The sequence below is a fragment of the Streptomyces sp. NPDC003016 genome (genome assembly GCF_053591455.1).
In genome coordinates this window covers 35876-56468 of sequence record NZ_JBSFTV010000014.1, presented here as the reverse complement: position 1 = coordinate 56468, position 20593 = coordinate 35876, and the positions used below count along the sequence as shown (strand labels likewise).

At 73.1% G+C, this 20593-nt stretch carries 19 protein-coding genes; 13 read left to right on the top strand and 6 right to left on the bottom strand.

What is annotated here, in order from left to right:
* Positions 1–137 precede the first annotated feature (137 nt).
* From ACWDZ4_RS14470 to ACWDZ4_RS14445, 6 genes are read left to right on the top strand one after another with little or no spacing between them, the layout of a single operon-like run.
* Positions 138–1133, top strand: a complete 996-nt coding sequence (locus ACWDZ4_RS14470; RefSeq protein ID WP_451508717.1) for a TauD/TfdA family dioxygenase — start codon at positions 138–140, stop codon at positions 1131–1133.
* Positions 1134–1163: 30 nt separating this feature from the next.
* Positions 1164–2168: an ornithine cyclodeaminase family protein gene (locus tag ACWDZ4_RS14465; RefSeq protein WP_451508716.1), complete on the top strand. Its 1005-nt coding sequence runs from the start codon at positions 1164–1166 to the stop codon at positions 2166–2168.
* Positions 2159–3529: a Y4yA family PLP-dependent enzyme gene (locus tag ACWDZ4_RS14460; protein ID WP_451508715.1), complete on the top strand. Its 1371-nt coding sequence runs from the start codon at positions 2159–2161 to the stop codon at positions 3527–3529. The genes ACWDZ4_RS14465 and ACWDZ4_RS14460 overlap by 10 nt, the downstream gene beginning before the upstream one ends.
* A 14-nt stretch (positions 3530–3543) precedes the next feature.
* Positions 3544–4572: a cysteine synthase family protein gene (locus tag ACWDZ4_RS14455; protein WP_451508714.1), complete on the top strand. Its 1029-nt coding sequence runs from the start codon at positions 3544–3546 to the stop codon at positions 4570–4572.
* Positions 4573–4577: 5 nt separating this feature from the next.
* Positions 4578–5999, top strand: a complete 1422-nt coding sequence (locus tag ACWDZ4_RS14450) for an MATE family efflux transporter (protein ID WP_451508713.1) — start codon at positions 4578–4580, stop codon at positions 5997–5999.
* Positions 6000–6059: 60 nt separating this feature from the next.
* Positions 6060–6908, top strand: a complete 849-nt coding sequence (locus ACWDZ4_RS14445; RefSeq protein ID WP_451508712.1) for a polysaccharide deacetylase family protein — start codon at positions 6060–6062, stop codon at positions 6906–6908.
* Here ACWDZ4_RS14445 and ACWDZ4_RS14440 read toward each other — a convergent pair.
* From ACWDZ4_RS14440 to ACWDZ4_RS14430, 3 genes are all read right to left on the bottom strand, one after another.
* Positions 6895–7455: a GNAT family N-acetyltransferase gene (locus ACWDZ4_RS14440; RefSeq protein WP_451508711.1), complete on the bottom strand. Its 561-nt coding sequence runs from the start codon at positions 7453–7455 to the stop codon at positions 6895–6897. The genes ACWDZ4_RS14445 and ACWDZ4_RS14440 overlap by 14 nt on opposite strands.
* Positions 7456–7498: 43 nt before the next feature.
* Positions 7499–7636, bottom strand: a complete 138-nt coding sequence (locus ACWDZ4_RS14435) for a hypothetical protein (RefSeq protein ID WP_451508710.1) — start codon at positions 7634–7636, stop codon at positions 7499–7501.
* Positions 7637–7730: 94 nt separating this feature from the next.
* Positions 7731–8408, bottom strand: coding sequence for an AIM24 family protein (locus ACWDZ4_RS14430; protein ID WP_451508709.1), 678 nt, complete (start codon positions 8406–8408; stop codon positions 7731–7733).
* A gap of 86 nt (positions 8409–8494) precedes the next feature.
* Between ACWDZ4_RS14430 and ACWDZ4_RS14425 the strand changes: the two genes are divergently transcribed.
* The 5 genes from ACWDZ4_RS14425 (at position 8495) to ACWDZ4_RS14405 (ending at position 14480) form a co-directional block, all read left to right on the top strand.
* The gene (locus ACWDZ4_RS14425; protein WP_451508708.1) at positions 8495–9283 is read left to right on the top strand and encodes a peptidyl-tRNA hydrolase; all 789 of its coding nucleotides are present in this window, start codon (positions 8495–8497) and stop codon (positions 9281–9283) included.
* Positions 9284–9428: 145 nt separating this feature from the next.
* Positions 9429–10214 (top strand): DUF4142 domain-containing protein, encoded by a 786-nt coding sequence (locus tag ACWDZ4_RS14420; RefSeq protein ID WP_451508812.1) that lies wholly within the window; start codon positions 9429–9431, stop codon positions 10212–10214.
* Between the two features lie 90 nt (positions 10215–10304).
* Positions 10305–11678, top strand: coding sequence for a DUF692 domain-containing protein (locus ACWDZ4_RS14415; RefSeq protein ID WP_451508707.1), 1374 nt, complete (start codon positions 10305–10307; stop codon positions 11676–11678).
* Between the two features lie 7 nt (positions 11679–11685).
* Positions 11686–12717, top strand: a complete 1032-nt coding sequence (locus tag ACWDZ4_RS14410; protein ID WP_451508706.1) for a TIGR04222 domain-containing membrane protein — start codon at positions 11686–11688, stop codon at positions 12715–12717.
* Between the two features lie 158 nt (positions 12718–12875).
* Positions 12876–14480: an alpha/beta hydrolase gene (locus ACWDZ4_RS14405; protein WP_451508705.1), complete on the top strand. Its 1605-nt coding sequence runs from the start codon at positions 12876–12878 to the stop codon at positions 14478–14480.
* A 30-nt stretch (positions 14481–14510) separates the two neighbouring features.
* On the opposite strand, the gene hemQ is transcribed toward ACWDZ4_RS14405, so the two are convergent.
* Positions 14511–15242, bottom strand: a complete 732-nt coding sequence (gene hemQ / locus ACWDZ4_RS14400; protein ID WP_451508704.1) for a hydrogen peroxide-dependent heme synthase — start codon at positions 15240–15242, stop codon at positions 14511–14513.
* A gap of 4 nt (positions 15243–15246) precedes the next feature.
* Complete coding sequence (hemG, locus tag ACWDZ4_RS14395) at positions 15247–16677, bottom strand: protoporphyrinogen oxidase (protein WP_451508703.1); 1431 nt, start codon at positions 16675–16677, stop codon at positions 15247–15249.
* 129 nt (positions 16678–16806) lie between these two features.
* Between hemG and ACWDZ4_RS14390 the strand changes: the two genes are divergently transcribed.
* Both ACWDZ4_RS14390 and ACWDZ4_RS14385 read left to right on the top strand, forming a co-directional pair.
* Entirely contained in the window at positions 16807–17844 is a 1038-nt protein-coding gene (locus tag ACWDZ4_RS14390) for a DUF4349 domain-containing protein (RefSeq protein ID WP_451508702.1), read from the top strand.
* Between the two features lie 56 nt (positions 17845–17900).
* Entirely contained in the window at positions 17901–19283 is a 1383-nt protein-coding gene (locus ACWDZ4_RS14385; RefSeq protein WP_451508701.1) for an FAD-dependent oxidoreductase, read from the top strand.
* Positions 19284–19491: 208 nt separating this feature from the next.
* Here the strand turns inward: ACWDZ4_RS14385 and hemE are convergent, their stop codons facing one another.
* Positions 19492–20565 carry a uroporphyrinogen decarboxylase gene (hemE, locus tag ACWDZ4_RS14380; protein ID WP_451508700.1) on the bottom strand — a complete coding sequence of 358 codons (1074 nt, stop codon included), beginning with the start codon at positions 20563–20565 and terminating at the stop codon, positions 19492–19494.
* Positions 20566–20593: the final 28 nt, after the last annotated feature.

Here is a 20593-nt window from a genome sequence, read left to right as displayed (position 1 = left end):
CCCGAACTGCCTTGCTTATTACTGGACTTGATCGACGGACGCCTTTCGGTCGTGACTTGAAAGAAAGGTATGCCTTACCTAAGTTGGCTGGTACGTTCGACCCGCCCCTGCCACCCCATGGAACGGATGCCCTTGTCATGAGCACGGCAGCCGCACCTGTCCGTCAGCTCGATGCCCACACGGTGGGCGACCTCCGTCGGGCCGCGGAGAAGACCCTCGCCGCATTCGGCACCTCCGCCGCCTCCCGGCCCCTGCTGGAGCGAGTGGCCCAGCAGGCCGACGAGTTCAGCGACACCCTGCGCCACCACTGCCGCCCCGTCGACACCGCCGACGGGCTGTTCGTCCTGCGCGGTCTCGAAGTCGACGACGAGGCCATCGGCCCCACGCCCGCCGACTGGGCGGGCGCCGGGCGGAGCGGAGCCGTGCACGACATCGAACTGCTGCTGCTCGCCGCCGTCATGGGCCGCCCGATCGCCTGGGAGGGCCAGCAGGAGGGCAGGTTCGTCCACAACATCGTGCCCTCCACCGGCCACGAGACCGAACAGACCGGCGCCAGCAGCACCGTGCTCCTCAGCCCGCACACCGAGGACGCCTTCCACCCCGGCCGCGCCCACCTGCTGATGCTCGGCTGCATGCGCAACCACGACAGCATCGCCACCACCGCCGCGAGCATCCGCAAAGTCCGTCTGACGGACGAGGACATCGCCGTCCTGACGCGCCCGGCGCTGCCGATCCTCCCCGACGACGCCTACGCCGAAGCCCAGGGGTACGCCGCCGAGGCGCCCCCTCCCGTTCCGGCCCTGTACGCGTGCGAAGAAGGGCTGACGCTGCGCTTCGACCCGGCGTACACGCCGCTGGAGAACGCCGACGCCGCGTACCGGGCGGCGTACGGCCGGCTGGAGGACGAACTGGCCCGCGTCTCGGTCGCGGTCAGCCTCGCGCCCGGTGAGGTCCTCGTCGTCGACAACGACCTGGTGGTGCACGGCCGGGTGCCGTTCGTACCGCGCTACGACGGCACCGACCGGTGGCTCAAGCGCGCCTCCGTCCGCGTCCCCGGGCGGCGCACCCGCCCCCCGGCGGAAGCCCGCGAACACGGTTACGGACAGACCGCCCTCGAGGCGCACGCCGCCTGAACACCCGCCCACGGACCGGAGGGACCCACCATGACCGGCACACCGGCCGCCCCCGACGACAAGCACCTGCGGATCCTCTCCACCAGTGACCTGGCCGGGATCGACATATCCCTGGCCGACGTGGTCGACACGGTGGAGAGCGCCTACCGCACCCTGCACGCCGGAGCGTCCGACAACCCGCGCAAGCTGACCGTCAAGCCGCGCGACGGACACTCGGTGGCGTACGCGATGCTCGGCCGGGACGGCTCCCGCGACGTCGTCGCGATCAAGACCTCGTACAAGCACGGCCTCGACAAGGACCGCGGCGCGCAGCACTACTACACGGCGCTCACCCTGTACGACGACGTCACCGGCCTTCCGCTGGCGATGATGGACTGCTCCCGCATCGGCTCGCTGCGCACCCCCGCCGTCTCCGCGCTGCTGGCGCGCGAACTCGCCGCCCCCGGCGCCCGCAGCGCCCTCGTCATCGGTACGGGCACCCAGGGCCGCCTCGCGCTCCCCTTCCTGCTCACCACGCTCCCGGACCTGGACCGCCTGATGCTGTCCGGCACCCATCCCGACGGCATCGCCGCCGTACGCGAGCAGGTGCGGGCCCACTTCCCGGACCGGGACGTGGAGACCGTCACCGACCTGCGGTCCGCCGCCGGTGAAGCGGACGTCGTGGTCGCCACCGCCGGGCCCCACACGCCCGCCGCCGTCGAGGCCGGGTGGCTGAGGCCCGGCGCGCTGTCCGTGCTCGTCGGCCACGGCCTCGCGCCCTCGGCCCTGCACGGGGCCGACCGGGTCGTCGCCACGAGCGAGGCGCAGATGAACATCACCGGCACGGACATGGCCGACGCCGACGGCAGACTCCCGGCCGTCGACGCCGAGTTCCCGCCCGTGATCGCGGGGGCGGCGGTCGGCCGCCGCTCCCCCGGCGAGCGGATCTTCGCGTACAACAGCGGTCTCGTCGTCACCGACATCGCCCTCGGCCACCGCTTCGCCCAGCTCGCCATCGCCCAGGGGCTGGGCACCGAGGTGGCGCTGTGGCAGTGAGCGCCGCCGGCTGGCCCACGCTGCCCGCCCGGCCCGACCCGGCCACCGCCGCGGTCCTCGACAGCGGGCTGCTGGAGGAACTCTCGTACGCCCTCGGGGGCCCGTTCCACTTCCTGCTGCCCGAGGCCTTCGACGCCAATCTCCGGGAGCTGCGGGCGGCTCTGGACGAGGCGGGCGTGGACGGGTCCGTGTACTACGCGAAGAAGGCCAACAAGGCCGCCCTGTGGGTCGAGCGCTGCTCCCTCGACGGCGCGGGCGTGGACGTCGCGTCGGCGGGCGAGCTGCGGGAGGCCCTCGGGCACGGCGTACGCGGCGAGAACATCGTCGTCACGGGACCGGCGAAGGACCCCGGCCTGCTGCGGCTCGCGACGCAGCACGGCGCCCTGGTCTCCGTCGACGCGCTCGACGAACTCGACGCGCTCGTCGCCACGGCGCTGAGCGGCACCCGGCGCCCCGCCAGGCTGCTGCTGCGCTGCCTGCCGCCGGACCAGCGGCAGAGCCGCTTCGGCATGAACGACGCCGAGCTGGCCACCGCGACGGAAGTGTGCCTGCGGGCGGGTGACGCCGTACGCATGGAGGGCTACAGCTTCCACCTGTCGGGATACGCGATCCAGCCGCGCGCCGACCTCGCGGCGCACCTCGTCGGCCTGTGCCTCAAGGCCCGTGTCCAGGGCCTGGAGGCCTGCCGCGTCAGCATCGGCGGCGGCCTGCCGGTGAGTTACACCGACGCGGACAGCTGGCACACCTTCCTCAGCGAGCAGGGCAGCGGGCACTACCACGCGGGCAAGTCGTTCGACAGCGGTGACTTCTACCCCTATTACGCGCCGGCCGCCGGAGCCGACGCGTTGCGCGCCCTCCTGGCGGCCCGCCCCGAGGGGTACGGGGGGAGTCTCGCCGGGCTGCTCAAGGAGGCGGGGGTCGAGCTGCTGACGGAGCCCGGACGCGCCCTGCTGGACCGGGCGGGCGCGACGGTGTTCCGCGTCCAGGGCGTCAAGGAACGGGACGGCCACCGGCTGCTGACCGTCGACGGCAGCAGTCTGAGCCTGTCGGAGCAGTGGTTCAACAGCGAGTACCTGCCCGATCCGCATCTGATCTCGCTCCGCACGGACGCTCCTTCCGGTACGTGGCCGGCCTGCGTCGGGGCCGCGACCTGCCTGGAGTCGGACATGGTCAGCTGGCGGAAGATCCCCTTCCGTTGTCGGCCCGGCATCGGTGACCTGCTGGTCTACCCCAACACCGCCGGCTACCAGATGGACTCCAACGAGTCGCCCTTCCACGATCTGCCCATCCCGCCGAAGGTCGTCGTCGACCACACCGAACGCCCGCGACCGCGCTGGCGGCTGGACCGTCACTTCACCTGACAGGAGCATGTGAAATGTCCGGAGCACTTCAGCGCCCCGCCGTGGTCTCCCGCGTGTCCGACCTCATCGGCCGCACTCCTCTGCTGGAGCTGGCCACCACCGAGACCGGCAGCCGCCTGCTGCTCAAACTGGAGATGTTCAATCCCACGGGCACGGCGAAGATCCGGATGGCGCGCCAGATGATCACCGACGCCGAGGAGCGCGGTGAACTGCGCCCCGGCGGCCGGATCGTCGAGTCCACCTCGGGCAACACCGGCCTCGGGCTCGCCGTCGTCGCCGCCGAACGCGGCTACACCTTCACCGCCGTCGTCGACAGCCACGCCTGCACCGACAAACTGCGCGCGATGAGGGCGCTGGGCACGGAGCTCGTGTACGTCGACGAGGACGGCACCGGAGAGCTCGCCACGGCGGCCCGCGAGGAACTCGCCGAAGAGCTGGCCCGGGGCCGGGACAACACCGTCTTCACCGAGCAGCACAACAACCCCAGCAACGGCGTCGGTTACCACCCCGTCGCCCACGAACTCCACGAGGCCCTCGACGGCCGGCTCGACGTCCTCATCGGCGCGGTCGGCACCGGCGGAGCCCTGTGCGGCACCGCCCGCGAGCTGCGCCGGCTCGTCCCCCGCTTCTCGACCGTGGGCGTCGAACCGAAGGGGTCGATCGCGTTCGGCGGCCCCGCCCACGACTACTACCAGTCGGGCACGGGAACCCCCGAAGGGGCCGAGATAGGCGCCCTGGTCGACTTCGGCCTGATCGACGAGGGCGTGAAGGTCGGGGACGTCGAAGCGTTCGCGGCCTGCCGCGCCGTCGCGCGTACGGGCCTGCTGATCGGCGGGTCGGCGGGAGGCGTCGTGCACGAAGCCCTGACCCGGCTGCCCGCTCTCCCGCCCCGTACCACTATGGTCGCGCTGGTCAACGACGGCGGGGAGAAGTACATGGACAGCGTCTACGACGACGACTGGATGCGGGAGCGGGGCCTGCTCGACCCCGCCGCCGAGCGGGAGATCGAAGAGCTCCTCACCAAACTCCGCCGGAACCGATGACCCTGATGCCGACCACTCTCCTGCGCGACAGCCGCGCCCTCGCCGCCCTCGCCGTCCCGCTCGTCCTCACCCAGCTCGCGCAGGTCGCGCTCACCACCACCGACACCGTGATGATGGGCATGCTCGGCACGCGGGAACTGGCGGCGGGCGGCCTCGCCCTCGTCATCTTCAACCAGCTGCGCACCATGGGCGTGGGCCTGGTCACCTCTGTCGGCAACCAGGTCGCCGCGGCGGCGGCCCGCGCCGAGCAGGCCGCCGCGGACGCGGAGTCCCAGGGCGTACCGGACGGCCGGGTGGAGGAGCGGCGCGAGGACGTGCGCGCCGTCGTGCGCGCGAGCATGGCCGTGGCGACGCTGGCCGGTGTCGTCGGCGCCGTACTCATGATCCTCGTCGGCCAGGTGCTCGTACGGCTCGGCCAGGACGCCGCCGTCGTCGAGCTGACCCGGACCATGCTGCTCGCCCTGGCGCCCGGCCTGCTGCCGTGCCTGTGGTTCCAGGCCGTCCGCCAGTTCACGGTCGGCATGCGCCGGCCGCAGGCGCTGCTCCAGATCACCATCGCGTCGATCGCCGTCAACGCGGGCCTCAACTGGGTCCTGATCCACGGCACTTGGGGCCTGCCGCAGCTCGGTCTCACCGGCATCGGCGTCGCCACGTCCGCCGTCCACCTCCTGTCCTTCGTCGCCCTGTACGTCTCGGCGAAGCGGGACCGCGAGCTGGCGCCCCTGCTCACGCTGAACGTGGCCGAGGCCGATCCGGCCGTGGTCAGGCACCTCGTCGGCCTCGGGGTGCCGATCGCGGCGACGTACGGCTCGGAGGCCGGGTTCTTCTCCGTCACCGCGCTGATGGCCGGGGCCTTCGGGCCCGCCGCCCTCGCCGCGCACACGGCCGTCAACCAGCTCGTCTACATCGTCTTCCAAGTGGCCGTGGGCCTCTCGCACGCCGCGTCGATCCACGTCAGCCGCGAGCTCGCCCTCGGCCGCACCGACGACGCGCGCCGCATCAAGAACACCGCGCTCGCCTGCGCGGCGGCCGTCATGGCGGTCGTCGGCGCCGTCTATCTCACCGTGCCCGGACTCGTCCTGCGCCCCTTCCTGGACTCCGGCTCGGACCAGGCGCTGACCATCGCCACCCAGCTGCTCGTCGTCACGGCCTTCCTCCAGTTCTTCGACTGCGCGCAGAACATCGGGGTCGGGCTGCTGCGCGGCCTCGACGACACCAGGAGCGGTTTCCGCATCACCCTGATCGGCTACTGGGCGGTCGGCCTCCCCGCGGCCTGGCTCCTGGCCCGGCCGCTGGGGCTCGACACGCTCGGCATCTGGCTCGGGCTGCTCACGGGTCTGGCCACCACCGCCGTACTGCTGCTGCGCCGGTACTCCAGCTCTCTCGCCGCCCGGTCCGACACCCGTTCGGCAGCAGCGCCCGCGTAGCAGCCGGAAACCTGACTGATAATCGTATATTTTCCGTCAGTGATCATTTTTGTACGGAGATTGGCTACAGCGGTCGTACTCGGCGCGACTCTCGCCGGGTGCGGCAGCGGCATCAGCGGGACACAGGGCGCGCTCGCCACCCGGCCGCCCTCGGCCTCCGCTTCCGCCCCCGGGCGGCCCGCCTCCGCCCCGTCACCGGAGCGGGCCGCGCCGCCCACCCTCGCGGCGGGCCCCGGCGGTCTCACCCCCGTCTTCGAACGCGCCCTCGACACCCGTACCAGAACCGTCGCGCTGACCTTCGACGCCGACATGACGGCGGACCAGGGCCCACGGGCGGCGGACGGCGAGCGCTTCGACAACCCCGCCCTGATCGCCTCGCTGCGCAGGCTCAAGGTGCCGGCGACGGTCTTCATGACGGGGCGCTGGGCGGAGGAGTACCCGGACCAGGCACGCTCCATCGGGCGGGACCCGCTCTTCGAGATCGCCAACCACTCGTACAGCCACCACGCCTTCACCTCCCCCTGCTACGGCCTGCCGACGGTCTCCGCGCGGCAGATGTCCACCGACGTGGAGCGCGCCTTCACCGCGTTCCGCAAGGCGGGAGCGCGCAACGTCGTCCCGTACTTCCGTTTCCCCGGCGGCTGTTACGACGACGGGGCCCTGCGCGCACTGGCCCCGGCGAAGGTGACGGCGGTCCAGTGGGACGTGGTGAGCGGCGACGCGTTCGCGCGCGACGGGGAAGCGGTGGCCGAGCAGGTCCTGGCGGGAGTGCGGCCGGGCTCGGTGGTGGTGATGCACTGCACGCGCAGCGCGGCGCCGGTGACCGAGCAGGCGGTCCTGCGGATCGTGCCGGAGCTGCGCGGGCGCGGCTACCGCTTCGTGAAGGTGTCCGAGCTCATGAAGCGCTGAGGGAGAGGGAGCCGAGGGAACGGACCGGTACTTCGTACAGCGTCTCCATGCCGTCCTCCTCGTCCCACAGTTCGCCGGCCTCCGTGAAGCCGAAGCCGGCGATGGTGGCCAGGGACGCCACGTTGTCGGGCCGGACCGACGCCCGGACCGTGGTCACGCCCGGCTCGGCGGCGGCCCGGCGCAGCAGTTCGGTGAGGGTGGCCCTGGCGTATCCCCGGCGGCGGAAGGCGGGGTCGACGGCGTAGCCGACCTCGACCATGCCCCGGTCGTCGGGCGGTCCGTGGAATCCGCCGTGCCCGACGACGGCGCCGCCGGGCCCGCACACCGCGAGCCGCCCGCACCAGTGCGCCCGCGCGGGGTCGCCGGCCATCTGCCCGAGGCGGTAGCGCCACAGCCACAACGCGCTGTCGGTCAGGAAGAAGCCGGTCAGGGCGACCCCGGCCTCGGCACTCGCGCCGGCCAGGTCACCGTCCAGCAGGGCGGTCATGACCGCCCCGTTCAATTCCACGAAGCTGATCTGCTGGTGCTGCTGGTCTCGATCGGTCACCGTGCGGATGATCCCGAACGCCCGGCGGGCTGTCCACCGGTTTTCACCCCGAGCAGGCCGTGCGCTGCGCTTCCTGCCACTCGCAGACGGGGCAGTACACGACGCCCTCGACCGACTCCGGGTACTCGGTCGGCTTCCGGCACAGCACACATTCGGCGTACGGCGGGGTCTTCTCGTCCACGCGTACGAGCCTACTCGGCCGCGCGGGAGCCAGGGGCCGCCGATACCGTACCGGCGGCCCGCCCCGACGGGTCTCCCGACGGGTCCCGGCGCCGTCAGCCGGACGCCGGCTTCTCGGGCTTGAGCTCGCTCGGCCGGACGATGACGAAGCCGTCGCCCTGGAGCATCAGCTGGACCGCCTCGCCCGAGCCGCCCCGGATCATGGAGCCGACCGACTGCGAGCGGTGCAGCGACGTGTTGAGCTGGGCGCTCCAGCCCACCACCGCGTCGGTGTCGACGTACACCGGCTGCTGCTGGGTCACGGGGATCACGATGGGGCTGCCCTCGCAGATCACGGCGAGCTTGCCGTGTCCGGTGAAGACGCTGTTGAAGAGGCCGCCACCGGTCATGCCGGCGCCCTTCACCGTCTTGATCTCGTACGAGAGGGACGCGTCGAAGCACAGCACGTTGCGGCCGTTGACGGTGAGCGCGTCGCCCTGCTCGATGTCGACGATGAAGCAGTTCTGCGCCTCGTGCGCGAACCACGCCTCGCCCTGGCCGCGCACGGCCATCAGCGCCAGGCCCTCGCCGGTCACCGCGCGCTTGAGCATGCCGCCGATGCCCTGGCCCTTGCGCTCGAACTGGAGGTTGCCGCGGAAGGCGATCATCGAACCCTGCCGGGCGTGCATCTCGCCGTTGACGGCGTACTTCACCGACTTGGCGTTCTGGAGGGTCATTCCGGGGACCGTGGCCTGCTGCGCCATGTTCTCTGTGGCAAAAAGATCGCTCTTCATGCCGAGCATCCTCGCCCGGAGCCGTTGGTTCCGCCAAGCTGCCCGGGGAGGAGGCGTCCCCCGGTCCGACTGGCAGACTGGGCCGGGTGAGCGACAACGGCATCCCCGAGACCCCCGGCACTCCCCTGCGGCACGAGCGGACGGCGCGCGACGAGGCCCCGCAGTTCGTGCTGCCCCTCGTCGTCCACATCGAGAAGACCGACCCGCCGGCCCGTACGGACGCCCTGGAGACCGCGGCCCGCGCGGTGCTGGTGATGCTCTCCGACGAGCGGTCGCTGGGCGAGGGCGAATGGGCCGAGGTCATGCGGCTCTGGCAGGATGCCCGGATCCGCAAGGTGGTGCGGCGGGCGCGCGGCGCGGAGTGGCGCAAGGCGTCCGCGCTGCCGGGCATCACGGTCACGGGAAGCGCAGGGACCGCAGAGGCCGCAGAGGCCGCAGAGGCCGCAGAGGCCGCGGGGAACACGGCGGAGGTGCGGGTCTTCCCGCCCGTGCCGCTGGACGGCTGGCCCAAGGAGCTGGCGAAGCTCCAGGTCTCGGGGACGGACCTGGAGGATCCCGAGCCGCCCGCCCCGGCCCCTGCCGACGGCGCGGTGCTGTGGCTGAGTCCGGATCTGGACATGTCGGCGGGCAAGGCGATGGCGCAGGCCGGCCACGGGGCCCAGCTCGCCTGGTGGGAGCTGTCCGAGGTGGAGCGGAAGGCGTGGCAGGCCGCCGGTTTCCCGCTCGCGGTACGTACGTCCGAGGCCGGGCGGTGGCGGGAGCTCACCACCGGCGGGCTGCCGGTCGTGCGGGACGCGGGGTTCACGGAGATCGCGCCCGGCTCCTGCACGGTGGTCGCGGACCATCCGGCGCTGCGCCGGGCGCCGCGTCCCTGAACCGGGCCTCTCCCGTGCGCCGTTGGTCGCCGTTGAACGCGTCGGATGCGTCACACGTACCCACGGATACCTGCAAGCAGGTTGTCCGGCCGTCCGGCAGACGGTTGGTTCGACGGTGTCACGCATCGGCCCGGGAGACATCTTGTTGCGACGCATCAACGGAACAGCGCTCGTCATCGCGGCACTTGTCGCCACCATCGGCGCGCTCGCCTTCCCCGTCTGGTCCTACGCGGACCGCTCGGGCACCGGTCAGGCCAACCTGAACGCCTCCACGGTCGCGACCCAGTGGGGCCCGCTCTCCGCCACCGACCGGGATCTGCTGGTGAAGGTGCGGCTGGCGGGCCTGTGGGAGCTGCCCGCCGGACAGCAGGCGATCGAACGTGCCCCGAGCGAGGCGATGAAGGAGGCAGGCGACCACCTGGTCGTCGGCCACACCGACCTCGACAGGCGGGCCCGTACGGTGGCCGCGCAGCTCGGCGTACCGCTGCCCAACCAGCCCACCGAGCAGCAGCAGGGCTGGCTCAGGGAGCTGTCGGCGGCGAGCGGGCGGGAGTACGAGCGCAAGTTCGCCAACATCCTGCGGAACGCGCACGGCAAGGTCTTCTCCCTGATAGCCCAGGTCCGGCACACCACCCGCAACAGCCTCATCCGGCAGCTGGCGTCCGACTCCAACCAGACCGTCCTCGACCACATCACCATGCTGGAGGCCACCGGCCTGGTCGACTTCGACGCCCTGGCGAACGAGGCGGCGGGCACCGCCACCGCCAGTCCCTCGGGTCCCCCGCCGCCGGACGGCTCGGTCACGGTCCCCTCGGCCCCGCCGGCGGAGCCGACCGGTGACCGGACCTTCACCTCGCGGCCCTCCGCGCGACCGGAGGGCGAGATCGGCGGCCCGGCGGTCAATACGGACCGTCCCGAACCGTCGCCGTAACCTCAAATCAACCTCTGAACGTCCCCTCCCGTGGATTCGGCGCCGCCCGCCGGGGCCATCACCCCTGCACGAAACGGTGGAGGGGGAACCATGGAACGTCTCGGTACGGGGATCGGCTGGCGGCCGGAAATAGCTGACGCGGTGGAACGGCTGCCCGGGGTCGACTGGGTCGAGGCGGTCGCGGAGAACCTCTGCCCCGGCCACCTCCCCGACTCCCTCCTCCGGCTGCGCGCACGCGGCACGCGGATCATTCCGCACGGCGTCTCGCTGGGCCTGGGCGGCGCCGGCCGTCCGGACGAGGGCCGGCTGGCGGACCTGGCGGCGACGGCCGAGGCCCTGGGGTCCCCGCTGGTCACCGAGCACATCGCGTTCGTACGGGCGGGCGGCCCCCTCACGGCGAGCCCGCTTCTGGAGGCGGGGCACCTGCTGCCGGTGCCGCGCACCTGGGACGCGCTCGACGTGCTGTGCGAGAACGTCCGGATCGCGCAGGACCACCTGCCGGTGCCGCTGGCGCTGGAGAACATCGCGGCGCTGGTCAACTGGCCGGACGAAGACATGACGGAGGGTCAGTTCCTGGCGGAGCTGGTGGAACGGACCGGCGTCCGCCTCCTGATCGACGTGGCCAACCTGCACACCAACCACGTGAACCGGGGCGAGGACCCGTCGGCCGCGCTGGACGAGCTCCCGGTGGAGGCGATCGCGTACGTCCACGTGGCGGGCGGCGCCGAGAAGGACGGCGTCTGGCACGACACGCACGCCCATCCGGTGCCCCGGCCGGTCCTCGACATCCTGTCCGACCTCCGTTCGCGCACCGACCCTCCGGGCGTCCTCCTGGAACGCGACGACAACTTCCCGCCCCTGGAGGACCTGGCCGGGGAACTGACGAGGATCCGCACGGCCCTGGCGGCCCCGCGCCGCCTCGTGCCCGAACGCCGGGCTCCCGGCCCGCCGGCCGGAGGCCGCGCCGAAGCCCCGGCACGGCTCCGCCCCGCACGCGCCGCCGACGGCGGTCCGGACGGCGACGGCCCGGAGTGCGCCACCCTCCCCGTCCCCGCTCCCACCCGTACGCACGTCGCGCTCGCGCAGGCCGCGCTGCTCTCCGCGCTCGTCGCCGGGGCCCCGGCCCCCGCGGGGTTCGACGCCGCGCGCCTGCGGGTGCAGAGCCGCGCGCTCGCCGGCAAGCGGGCCGACGTCGTGGCCAAGGTCGCCCCGGAACTGCCGGAGATCCTCGGGCCCGGCTACCGTGCCGCGTTCCTCGCGTACGCCGCGTCCCGCCCCATGTCGTCCGGTTACCGCCGCGACGCGCTGGACTTCGCCGAGCACCTGCTGGCCACCGGCCGGCCCGGGGACGACGTCGCCCGCGGGCACCTGACCCGCTGGTGGCAGGACCGGGCGGCCCCGCGCCCGCCTCGCCGTACGACCCGACTCGTCCGTGCGGCGCGTGCCGCACTCCTCAGGAAGTGACACGCCCATGACCCTGGCCGTTCCGGCCCTGCTGATCACGCTCGCCGTGGTCGCGGCCTCCCTCACCCTGTCCCTCGGCGTCCGGTCCCTGCGCCGGTCCTCCGGCGGCGGCCCCGCCCACGTCCACGACCTCATGGAGGTCGCGTTCCTGAACGGCGGTCCCTCCGGGGCCGTGGACACCGCGCTCGCCACGATGCACTCCGACGGCCGCCTCGCGATCGGCGGCCCCGGCATCGCCTCGGCGCAAAGCACCCTCGCCCGCGACCCGGTGGAGCGGACCGTGTTCGCGGAGCTCGCCGCCGCGCCCAACGGCGCGCTGCACACCCTGCGCCACGCGGTGATGCGCAGCGCGGCGGTGCAGGAGATCGGTGACAGCCTCGCGTTCCGCGGCCTGATGGTGGAGCCGCAGGCGGCCCGTAAGTGGCGCTCCGGCAGCATCGCCCTGCTGGTGGCGTGCATCCTCGGGCTGCCCGTCTCCCTCGTGGTGACGGTGATGGTGTCGATCGTGGCGGAGTCCTTCGTCCCGTTCGTCTTCATGGTGCTGCCCGCCCTGGTCCTGGGAATCGTGTGCGGCGCGGTCAACGCGTCCCGGGCGGGGGCCAGGGTCACCCCGGCGGGCCGCGCGGCGGTCAGGGCGTACCGCGCCGCGCACGCGGACCGGTCCGACGTGGGCCACCTGGTCGCCCTGAACGGCCTGCGGGCGCTGCCCGACCACGCGCTGTGGGAGCAGCTGCGGACGGCGGCGCGGCTGACCCCCGGCATTCCCCGTGCCTCTTCCCGCAGGCCGTCGCCGGACCACGGCAACCACAGCACCGCCTACGCGCCGGTGGCCGTGGTCTGGTGCGCCGGTTCCAGCTCCGGCGCTTCGAGCTGCGGCTCCGGCCCGGGCGGTTCGGGCTCCGGGTACGACTCGGGGTCGGGAGGCTCCGGCGGATCGAGCTGCGGCAGCAGCGGCGGCGGCGGCTCCAGCTGCGGCAGCAGCGGCGGGTCCAGTTGCGGAGGCGGCGGCGGGTCCAGTTGCGGAGGCGGCGGGTCCTGACGGGCGAACGCCCCCGCTCTCCGCCACCGGCCGGCGGGTGCGCGCCGTCCTCACGGCGCGTCGGGGTCATCGGCCCCGACACCGCCCACCGGTGCTTTACTTCGCCAACCGCCCCGCGAAGTATCCCTTTTGTCATGTAACTGCACGAAGGGAACGCGATGAGAGCACTGGTGACGTACGGGGCCCTGGCATCCCTCGGCTCCCTGGCCCTGACCTCCCTCGTCGCCGCCCCGGCGGGCAGCGCCGAACCCCCCGTCCCCGCCGAGGTCCGCGGCACCGCGCTGGCCGCCCAGCGCGCGGCCGCCGCCGGCATCGCCTTCGGCGCGTGTCCCCGGGCCGAGGGCCTGCCCGCACCGGTCCAGTGCGGCACCTTCAAGGTCCCCCTCGACTACGCCGACCCCGGCGGCCGCCAGATCTCACTGACCGTCAGCCGTGCCCGCGCGACCGGAAAGCGTGCCGCACGCCAGGGCGCGCTCGTCTACAACCCCGGCGGCCCCGGCGCCTCCAGCATGTCCTTCCCGATGGCGGGCGTGATGCCCGAGTGGAAGCGGACCGGCGCGGCGTACGACCTCGTCGGCTACGCCCCGCGCGGCGTCGGCCGCTCGGCCCCGCTGTCCTGCCAGAACCCCGAGGACTTCGCCGAGGCGCCCAGCCAGGCCCCGACGCACCCCTCCCAGGCGTACAAGCAGCAGCGGATCGCCCGGGCCAAGGCGTACGCCGGCGGCTGCGCCCGCAGGGCGGGCAGCGCGCTGCGCCACTACACCTCGCTCAACAACGCCCGCGACCTGGACGTGCTGCGGGCGGCGCTGGGCGAGGAGAAGCTGACCTTCATGGGTGCCTCGTACGGCACCTACTTCGGCGCGCTCTACGCGACGCTCTTCCCCTCCCACGTACGCCGCATGGTCTTCGACTCGCCGGTCAACCCCGATCCCCACCAGATCTGGTACCGCAACAACCTCGACCAGTCGCTCGCCTTCGAGGGGCGCTGGAAGGACTTCCGCACCTGGGTCGCCAAGCACGACCGGACGTACCGTCTGGGCGCCACGCCCGAAGAGGTCCGGCTCAGCTACGAGAAGGCCCGCGCCCGGCTCTCGCGCGAACCGGCGGGCAAGACGGTGGGCCCCGGCGAGCTCCAGGCCGCGATGCTGAGCGCCGGTTACTACGACGACTACTGGGCGATGCGCGCCACAGCGCTCTCGGAGTACCTGAAGGGCAATCCGAAGCCGCTGATCGAGCAGGCGTCGCCCCGGCCCGAGTCGATGCAGGGCGAGGAGAACGGCAACGCCGTCTACACCGCCGTCGAGTGCAACGACGCGCCCTGGCCGACCGACTGGTCGGTGTGGAACCGCGACAACAGCCGGCTCGCGCTGCGCGCGCCCTTCGAGACGTGGGACAACGTGTGGATGAACCTGCCCTGCGCCTACTGGAGCGCGCCGCGGCAGCAGCCCCTGGACGTCGGTACGGGGCCGGGTGAGCTGCCCCCGACGCTGATCCTGGCCGCCGAGCGGGACGCGGCGACGCCGTACCCGGGCGCGCTGGAGCTTCAGCGGCGGCTGGCCGGCTCGGTGCTGGTCACGGAGCGGGACTCCGGCACGCACGGCATCGGCGGCGGCGAGAACGCGTGCGTCAACGGTCACCTGGAGACGTATCTCCTGACCGGTCGGACGCCGGTGCGGCGCGCACAGTGCGCGCCGCACCGGGAGCCGAACCCGGTGTCGCTGGACGAGCGGGCGGTGGCGAAGGAGCCGGTGCCCGCTGTCTGATCTTCCGGGTCAGGGGTGGCGGGCCGCCGCTCAGGCGAGGCCCGCCACCAGGTCTGCGACCGACTTGCGCCGGCCGGTGTAGAAGGGCACCTCTTCGCGCACGTGCATGCGGGCCTCGGAGGCGCGCAGGTGACGCATCAGGTCGACGATGCGGTAGAGCTCGTCGGCCTCGAAGGCCAGCAGCCACTCGTAGTCGCCGAGCGAGAACGAGGCGACCGTGTTGGCGCGCACGTCCGGGTAGCCGCGCGCCATCTTGCCGTGGTCGGCGAGCATGCGGCGACGGTCCTCGTCCGGCAGCAGGTACCAGTCGTACGAGCGCACGAAGGGGTAGACCGAGACGTAGTTGCGCGGCGTCTCGTCGGCCAGGAACGCCGGGATGTGCGACTTGTTGAACTCGGCGGGGCGGTGCAGCGCCATGTTCGACCAGACCGGCTCCAGCGCGCGGCCCAGCCTGGTGCGGCGGAAGAGGTTGTACGCCTCCTGGAGCTGGTCCGCGGTCTCCGCGTGCCACCAGATCATGACGTCCGCGTCGGCGCGCAGCCCCGACACGTCGTACGTGCCGCGCACGGTGACGTCCTTGGCGGCGAGCTGGTCGAACAGCTCCTGGACCTCGTCGGCGAAGCCGGCGCGGTCCTCGGGGAGCACGTCGCGCAGCTTGAAGACGGACCACAGGGTGTAGCGGATGACGTCGTTGAGGTCCTTGGCCTTCTTGCCGGCGTTCGGGCCTCGGGGGGATGTCACAGTCTCCGGAGCATCAGTCATGTCCCTATTCTCCCGTGCCGTGATCCGTGCCCCGCGCCGGGTCCGGGGTGAGCATGATCTCGTCGGCCGCGCGGGTGCCGCTCGCGATGCACGCGGGGATGCCCACACCGTCGTACGCCGCCCCGCAGACCCGCAGTCCCGGCAGCTTCGCGACCTCGCCGCGCACCCGCGCGACCCGGCCGAGGTGGCCGACGGGGTACTGCGGCAGACCGCCGGTCCACCGGGTCACCTCGGTGGCCACGGGGCGGACGGCGGCGAGGCCGGTCGCCGCACCCAGATCCCGCAGGGACACGTCGACGAGCTCGTCGTCCTCGCGGTGCAGGTGCTCCTCCTCGCCGTAGCGGCCGACGGAGGTGCGCAGGACGAACAGGTCGGGGGCCGAGGCGTCCACCCAGCCCCACTTGCGGGTCGAGAAGGTGGCCGCCTTGATGGTCCGCCCGTCCACGGGCGGCACCAGGAAGCCGGACCCCTCGGGCATCTCCTCCACGTCCCGGCGCCGGAACGCCATGGTGACCAGGGCCATCGACGCGTACTCGACGGCGGACAGCTCGGCGGCCGCGGCCGGCGACTCGGCGGCGAGCAGCGCGGCGGCGGACCAGGCGGGGGCCGCGAGGACGACGGCGCCGGCCGCGATCACCCGCTCCTCGGTACGCACCTGCCAGCCGCCGGCGTCACGCGTCAGCCCGAGCACGGGCGTGCGCAGGAGGATCTCGCCGCCCCGGGCGCGCACGGCGTCGGCGACGGCGCCGGGCAGCGTGCCGATGCCTCCCTCGATCCCCGTGAAGACGGGCCCGGTCCGCTGCGTCTCGCCCGCCCGCCGCTGGATCTCCCGTACGCCGTCGAGGAGCGAGTCGTACGTCCGCGCCGCCTCGAAGAGCTGCGGTACGGCGGCACGCATCGACGTCCGGTACACATCACCGGCGTACACGCCGCCGAGCAGCGGCTCCACCAGCCGGTCGACGACCTCCCGGCCGAGGCGGGCCGCGACGTACGCGCCGATGGCGATGTCGTCGCCGACCTCGGTGCGCGGCAGTTCGTGGTCGCGGCGCATCCGGGCGAGGGCGTCCTTCGAGAGGACGCCGCCGAGCACCGCCGGGTCGCTCGGGACACCCATCACGTGCCCCTTGGGCATGGGGGTGAGGGTGCCGCGGTTCCACAGCGAGGCGGTGGCGGTGGCGGGCGGCTGGAGCCGGTCGCCGAGTCCCACCGCACGGGCCAGGGCGACCGCCTCGGGGCGCCGGGCGAGCATCGACTCGGCGCCCAGGTCGACGGGCGCGCCCGCGATCTCGCCCGCCAGGAGCTTGCCGCCGAGCCGGTCCGTCGCCTCCAGCAGGGTCACGCACGCACCGGCGCCGACCAGCCGGTGGGCGGCGGCGAGCCCGGAGATTCCGCCGCCGATGACGACGACACGGCCCGTGCGAGATTCCACGTTCATGGGGTCCACTCTCTCAAACCCGGAACGAGTCCTGACCGTGACCGCTTCGGGACCGGGAAACGGCAACCCGCTCCCCCGCCCCGTACGTCGAACCGGCAACATCCACCACGACGTTCGGGGGGAACCGACATGCGTGCAGCACGTACGTCCGGGCACCGTTCTTCCAAGGTCCTCGCGGCCGCTCTGCTCACCGCTTCGCTGGCGCTCGGCGGATGCGGCGCCTCCGACAGCGGTGCGAACGGCAGCAGGAGCGCGGCCGACGCTCCGGCCGGGGGGCAGGCGGAGAGGGCGCCCGGCGACGGCGTCGCGGCCGACTCGGGAGCGAAGGGGCCCGCCCAGGAGACCGGGGCGAAGAAGCCGGCGCTCGCCAAGACCCACGTCATCCGCACCGCGACGCTCTCGGTCGAGGTCGCCGACGCCACGAAGGCGCTCGCCACGGCCCGTACGGCGGCCGAGAACGCCGGGGGCGTCGTCGGCGACGAGACCACCGAGCGGCTCGACGACGGCCATGTCCGGTCCCGCATCGTCCTGCGCGTCCCGCAGGAGGAGTACGGCGCCGTGCGGAAGCAGCTCGCCGGCACCGGCAAGCTGCTGAACCTCAAGGCCGAGGACAGGGACGTCACCGACCAGGTGGTGGACGTCGACAGCCGCATCAAGTCGATGCGCACCAGCGTCGCGCGCGTACGGGACATGATGGACCGGGCCACCAGGATCAGCGACGTGGTCATGCTCGAAGGGGAGCTGAACACCCGTCAGACCGAGTTGGAGGCCCTCCTCGCCCGGCAGGCGTCGCTCAAGGACCGTACGACCCTGGCGACCCTCACCCTCGAACTCTCCGAGCCCGAAGCCGGGGAGAAGGCCGGGGAGAACGACGACCCGGGGTTCACGGACGCGCTCGGGGGCGGCTGGGACGCCTTCGTCACCACCCTGAAGTGGGTCGCGATGGCGCTCGGCGCGGTGGCCCCGTTCGCCGCGGCGCTCGCCCTGGTGTACGTCGTGTGGCGGCTGCTGCGGGGCCGCCTGCCGCAACGGCGGACGGCCGTGCCCGCGACCGTCACCGGCACGGGGGCCACCGGGGCGCCGTTCCCGCCGGCCGGGACCGTCCCCGCCTCCTCCGCGCCCGCCGGGGAGCCGCGGGAAAAGAAGCGGGAGGAGCCGCAGGAGTAGCCCCCGCACGTAGCGTGTCCTTCCGGACGTGGACGTACGGACTGAGAGGACACGCCATGGCAGCGGCGGAGCGACTGGTGGTCATCGGCGGCGATGCGGCGGGCATGTCCGCCGCATCGCAGGCCCGCAGGCTCAAGGGCCGGGACGAACTGGAGATCGTCGCCTTCGAGCGCGGTCACTTCACGTCGTACTCGGCCTGCGGCATCCCGTACTGGGTCGGCGGAGCCGTCACGGAGCGGGACGAGCTGATCGCCCGTACGCCCGAGGAGCACCGCGCGCGCGACATCGACCTGCGGATCCGCACCGAGGTCACCGCGATCGACGTGGCGGCCGGCCGGGTCCGCTCGCGCGACCTCGCATCGGGCGAGGAGTCCTGGACCGGCTTCGACAAGCTGGTCGTCGCGACCGGCGCCCGGCCCGTCCGCCCGCCACTGCCGGGCATCGACGCCCCGGGCGTGCACGGCGTGCAGACCCTCGACGACGGCCAGGCCCTGATCGACTCCCTGGACCGGACCGGGGGGCGGCGCGCGGTGGTCGTCGGGGCGGGCTACATCGGCGTCGAGATGGCGGAGGCGCTGGTCGGCCGCGGGTACGAGGTGACCGTCCTGAACCGGGGCGAGCAGCCGATGTCCACCCTCGACCCGGACATGGGACGCCTCGTCCACGAGGCGATGAACGGCATGGGCATCACGACCGTCTCCGGCGCCGAGGTCACCAAGATCCTCACCGGCGACGACGGCCGCGTCAGGGCGGTCGCCACGGACGAGGACACCTACCCCGCGGACGTCGTCGTCCTCGGCCTCGGCGTCGAACCGGAGACCGGCCTGGCGCGTGAGGCGGGGCTGCCGGTCGGGTCGTACGGAGGGCTGGTCACCGACCTGTCGATGCGCGTGAGGGGCCACGACAACATCTGGGCGGGCGGCGACTGCGTCGAGGTGCTCGACCTCGTCTCGGGCCGCCAGCGCCACATCGCGCTCGGCACGCACGCGAACAAGCACGGCCAGGTGATCGGCTCGAACGTGGGCGGCGGCTACGCGACGTTCCCCGGTGTCGTCGGCACGGCGGTCAGCAAGGTCTGCGACCTGGAGATCGCGCGCACCGGTCTGCGCGAGAAGGACGCGCGCGCGGAGGGGCTTCAGTTCGTGACCGCGACGATCGAGTCCACGAGCCGCGCCGGGTACTACCCCGGCGCGTCGCCGATGACGGTGAAGATGACCGCGGAGCGTCGGACGGGGCGGCTGCTCGGCGTCCAGATCGTCGGCCGCGAGGGGGCGGGCAAGCGCGTCGACATCGCGGCGGTCGCACTCACCGCCGGCATGACGGTGGACCGGATGACTGCCCTGGACCTGGGCTACGCCCCGCCGTTCTCCCCGGTGTGGGACCCGGTGCTGGTGGCGGCCCGGAAGGCGGCCGCGGCGGTGCGGGCGGGGGGTGCGTAGGGAGCGGGCGCCTGCGGCGGGCTCCGAACCGGGGCGCTGCCCCGGGCCCGCTCCTCGAACGCCGGAGGGGCCGAAGTCGCCCAGGGGCACCGTCCAGCCCGTCCGGCGTCCGAGGACAGGCCCGGAGGGCGCCCGGGGGGCCGGGGGCTTGCCCCCGGTTCGGGAAGGGACGGGGAAGAGGCCCGCCGCAGACGTCCGCCCCTGGCCCCTAGCGCGCCGCCGTGCGCGTGTGGACGTACTCCGTCAGGCGGGTCAGCGCGTCGGGATCCGTCGTCGGCAGGACTCCGTGGCCCAGGTTGAAGATGTGGCCCTCCAGACCCGCCGCCGCGGCCAGCACCTCGTCCGTCTTCGCCATGACCGCGTCCGGCGTCGAGAAGAGGACCGCGGGGTCGAGGTTGCCCTGGAGCGCCTTGCCGGGGCCGACGCGGCGCGCGGCCTCGTCCATCGGGACCCGCCAGTCGACGCCGACGACATCCGCGCCGGCCTCGCCCATCAGGCCGAGCAGCTCGCCCGTGCCCACACCGAAGTGGATGCGCGGTACGCCGTACGACGCCACCGCGTCGAAGACCTTCGCCGAGGCGGGCCTCACGGAGCGCGTGTAGTCGGCGGGGGCGAGCGCCCCGACCCAGGAGTCGAAGAGCTGGACGGCGGACGCGCCCGCCTCGATCTGCACCTTCAGGAAGGCCCCGGTGATCTCCGCGAGCCGGTCGAGGAGGTCGGCCCACAGCTGCGGGTCGCCGTACATCAGGGCCTTGGTGTGCTCGTGGTTGCGCGAGGGGCCGCCCTCCACGAGGTAACTCGCGAGGGTGAAAGGCGCGCCCGCGAATCCGATGAGCGGAGTGGACCCGAGCTCACGCGTGAGCATCCCGATCGCCTCGGTGACGTACGTGACGTCCTCGGGCGTGAGGTCGCGCAGCCGCGCGAGATCGGCCCGCGTACGGATCGGCTCGGCGATCACCGGACCGACGCCGGGCTTGATGTCGAGGTCGATGCCGATGGCCTTGAGCGGCACCACGATGTCGCTGAAGAAGATGGCCGCGTCGACGCCGTGGCGGCGTACGGGCTGCAGCGTGATCTCGGTGACCAGCTCGGGCCGCATGCACGACTCCAGCATCGGGATGCCCTCGCGCACCTTCAGGTACTCCGGCAGCGAGCGTCCCGCCTGCCGCATGAACCAGACCGGCGTGTGCGGCACCGGCTCGCGCCTGCACGCCTTCAGGAAGGTCGAGTCGTACGTCTGGCTCTGCGGGCTGCCCGTGGGGCGGCGGTCGTTGGCACTCACCTCCAAATCTTCGCACGCGGGCCGAAGC

Bases quoted from the DNA above. Each gene is read 5' to 3' on its own strand.
- ACWDZ4_RS14410 (WP_451508706.1), top strand. From the start codon at position 11,686: ATGACCCTGGCCGTTCCGGCCCTGCTGATCACGCTCGCCGTGGTCGCG.
- ACWDZ4_RS14470 (WP_451508717.1), top strand. From the start codon at position 138: ATGAGCACGGCAGCCGCACCTGTCCGTCAGCTCGATGCCCACACGGTG.
- ACWDZ4_RS14385 (WP_451508701.1), top strand. From the start codon at position 17,901: ATGGCAGCGGCGGAGCGACTGGTGGTCATCGGCGGCGATGCGGCGGGC.
- ACWDZ4_RS14405 (WP_451508705.1), top strand. From the start codon at position 12,876: ATGAGAGCACTGGTGACGTACGGGGCCCTGGCATCCCTCGGCTCCCTG.
- ACWDZ4_RS14415 (WP_451508707.1), top strand. From the start codon at position 10,305: ATGGAACGTCTCGGTACGGGGATCGGCTGGCGGCCGGAAATAGCTGAC.
- hemG (WP_451508703.1), bottom strand. From the start codon at position 16,677: ATGAACGTGGAATCTCGCACGGGCCGTGTCGTCGTCATCGGCGGCGGA.
- ACWDZ4_RS14450 (WP_451508713.1), top strand. From the start codon at position 4,578: ATGCCGACCACTCTCCTGCGCGACAGCCGCGCCCTCGCCGCCCTCGCC.
- ACWDZ4_RS14455 (WP_451508714.1), top strand. From the start codon at position 3,544: ATGTCCGGAGCACTTCAGCGCCCCGCCGTGGTCTCCCGCGTGTCCGAC.
- hemQ (WP_451508704.1), bottom strand. From the start codon at position 15,242: ATGACTGATGCTCCGGAGACTGTGACATCCCCCCGAGGCCCGAACGCC.
- ACWDZ4_RS14465 (WP_451508716.1), top strand. From the start codon at position 1,164: ATGACCGGCACACCGGCCGCCCCCGACGACAAGCACCTGCGGATCCTC.
- ACWDZ4_RS14390 (WP_451508702.1), top strand. From the start codon at position 16,807: ATGCGTGCAGCACGTACGTCCGGGCACCGTTCTTCCAAGGTCCTCGCG.
- ACWDZ4_RS14430 (WP_451508709.1), bottom strand. From the start codon at position 8,408: ATGAAGAGCGATCTTTTTGCCACAGAGAACATGGCGCAGCAGGCCACG.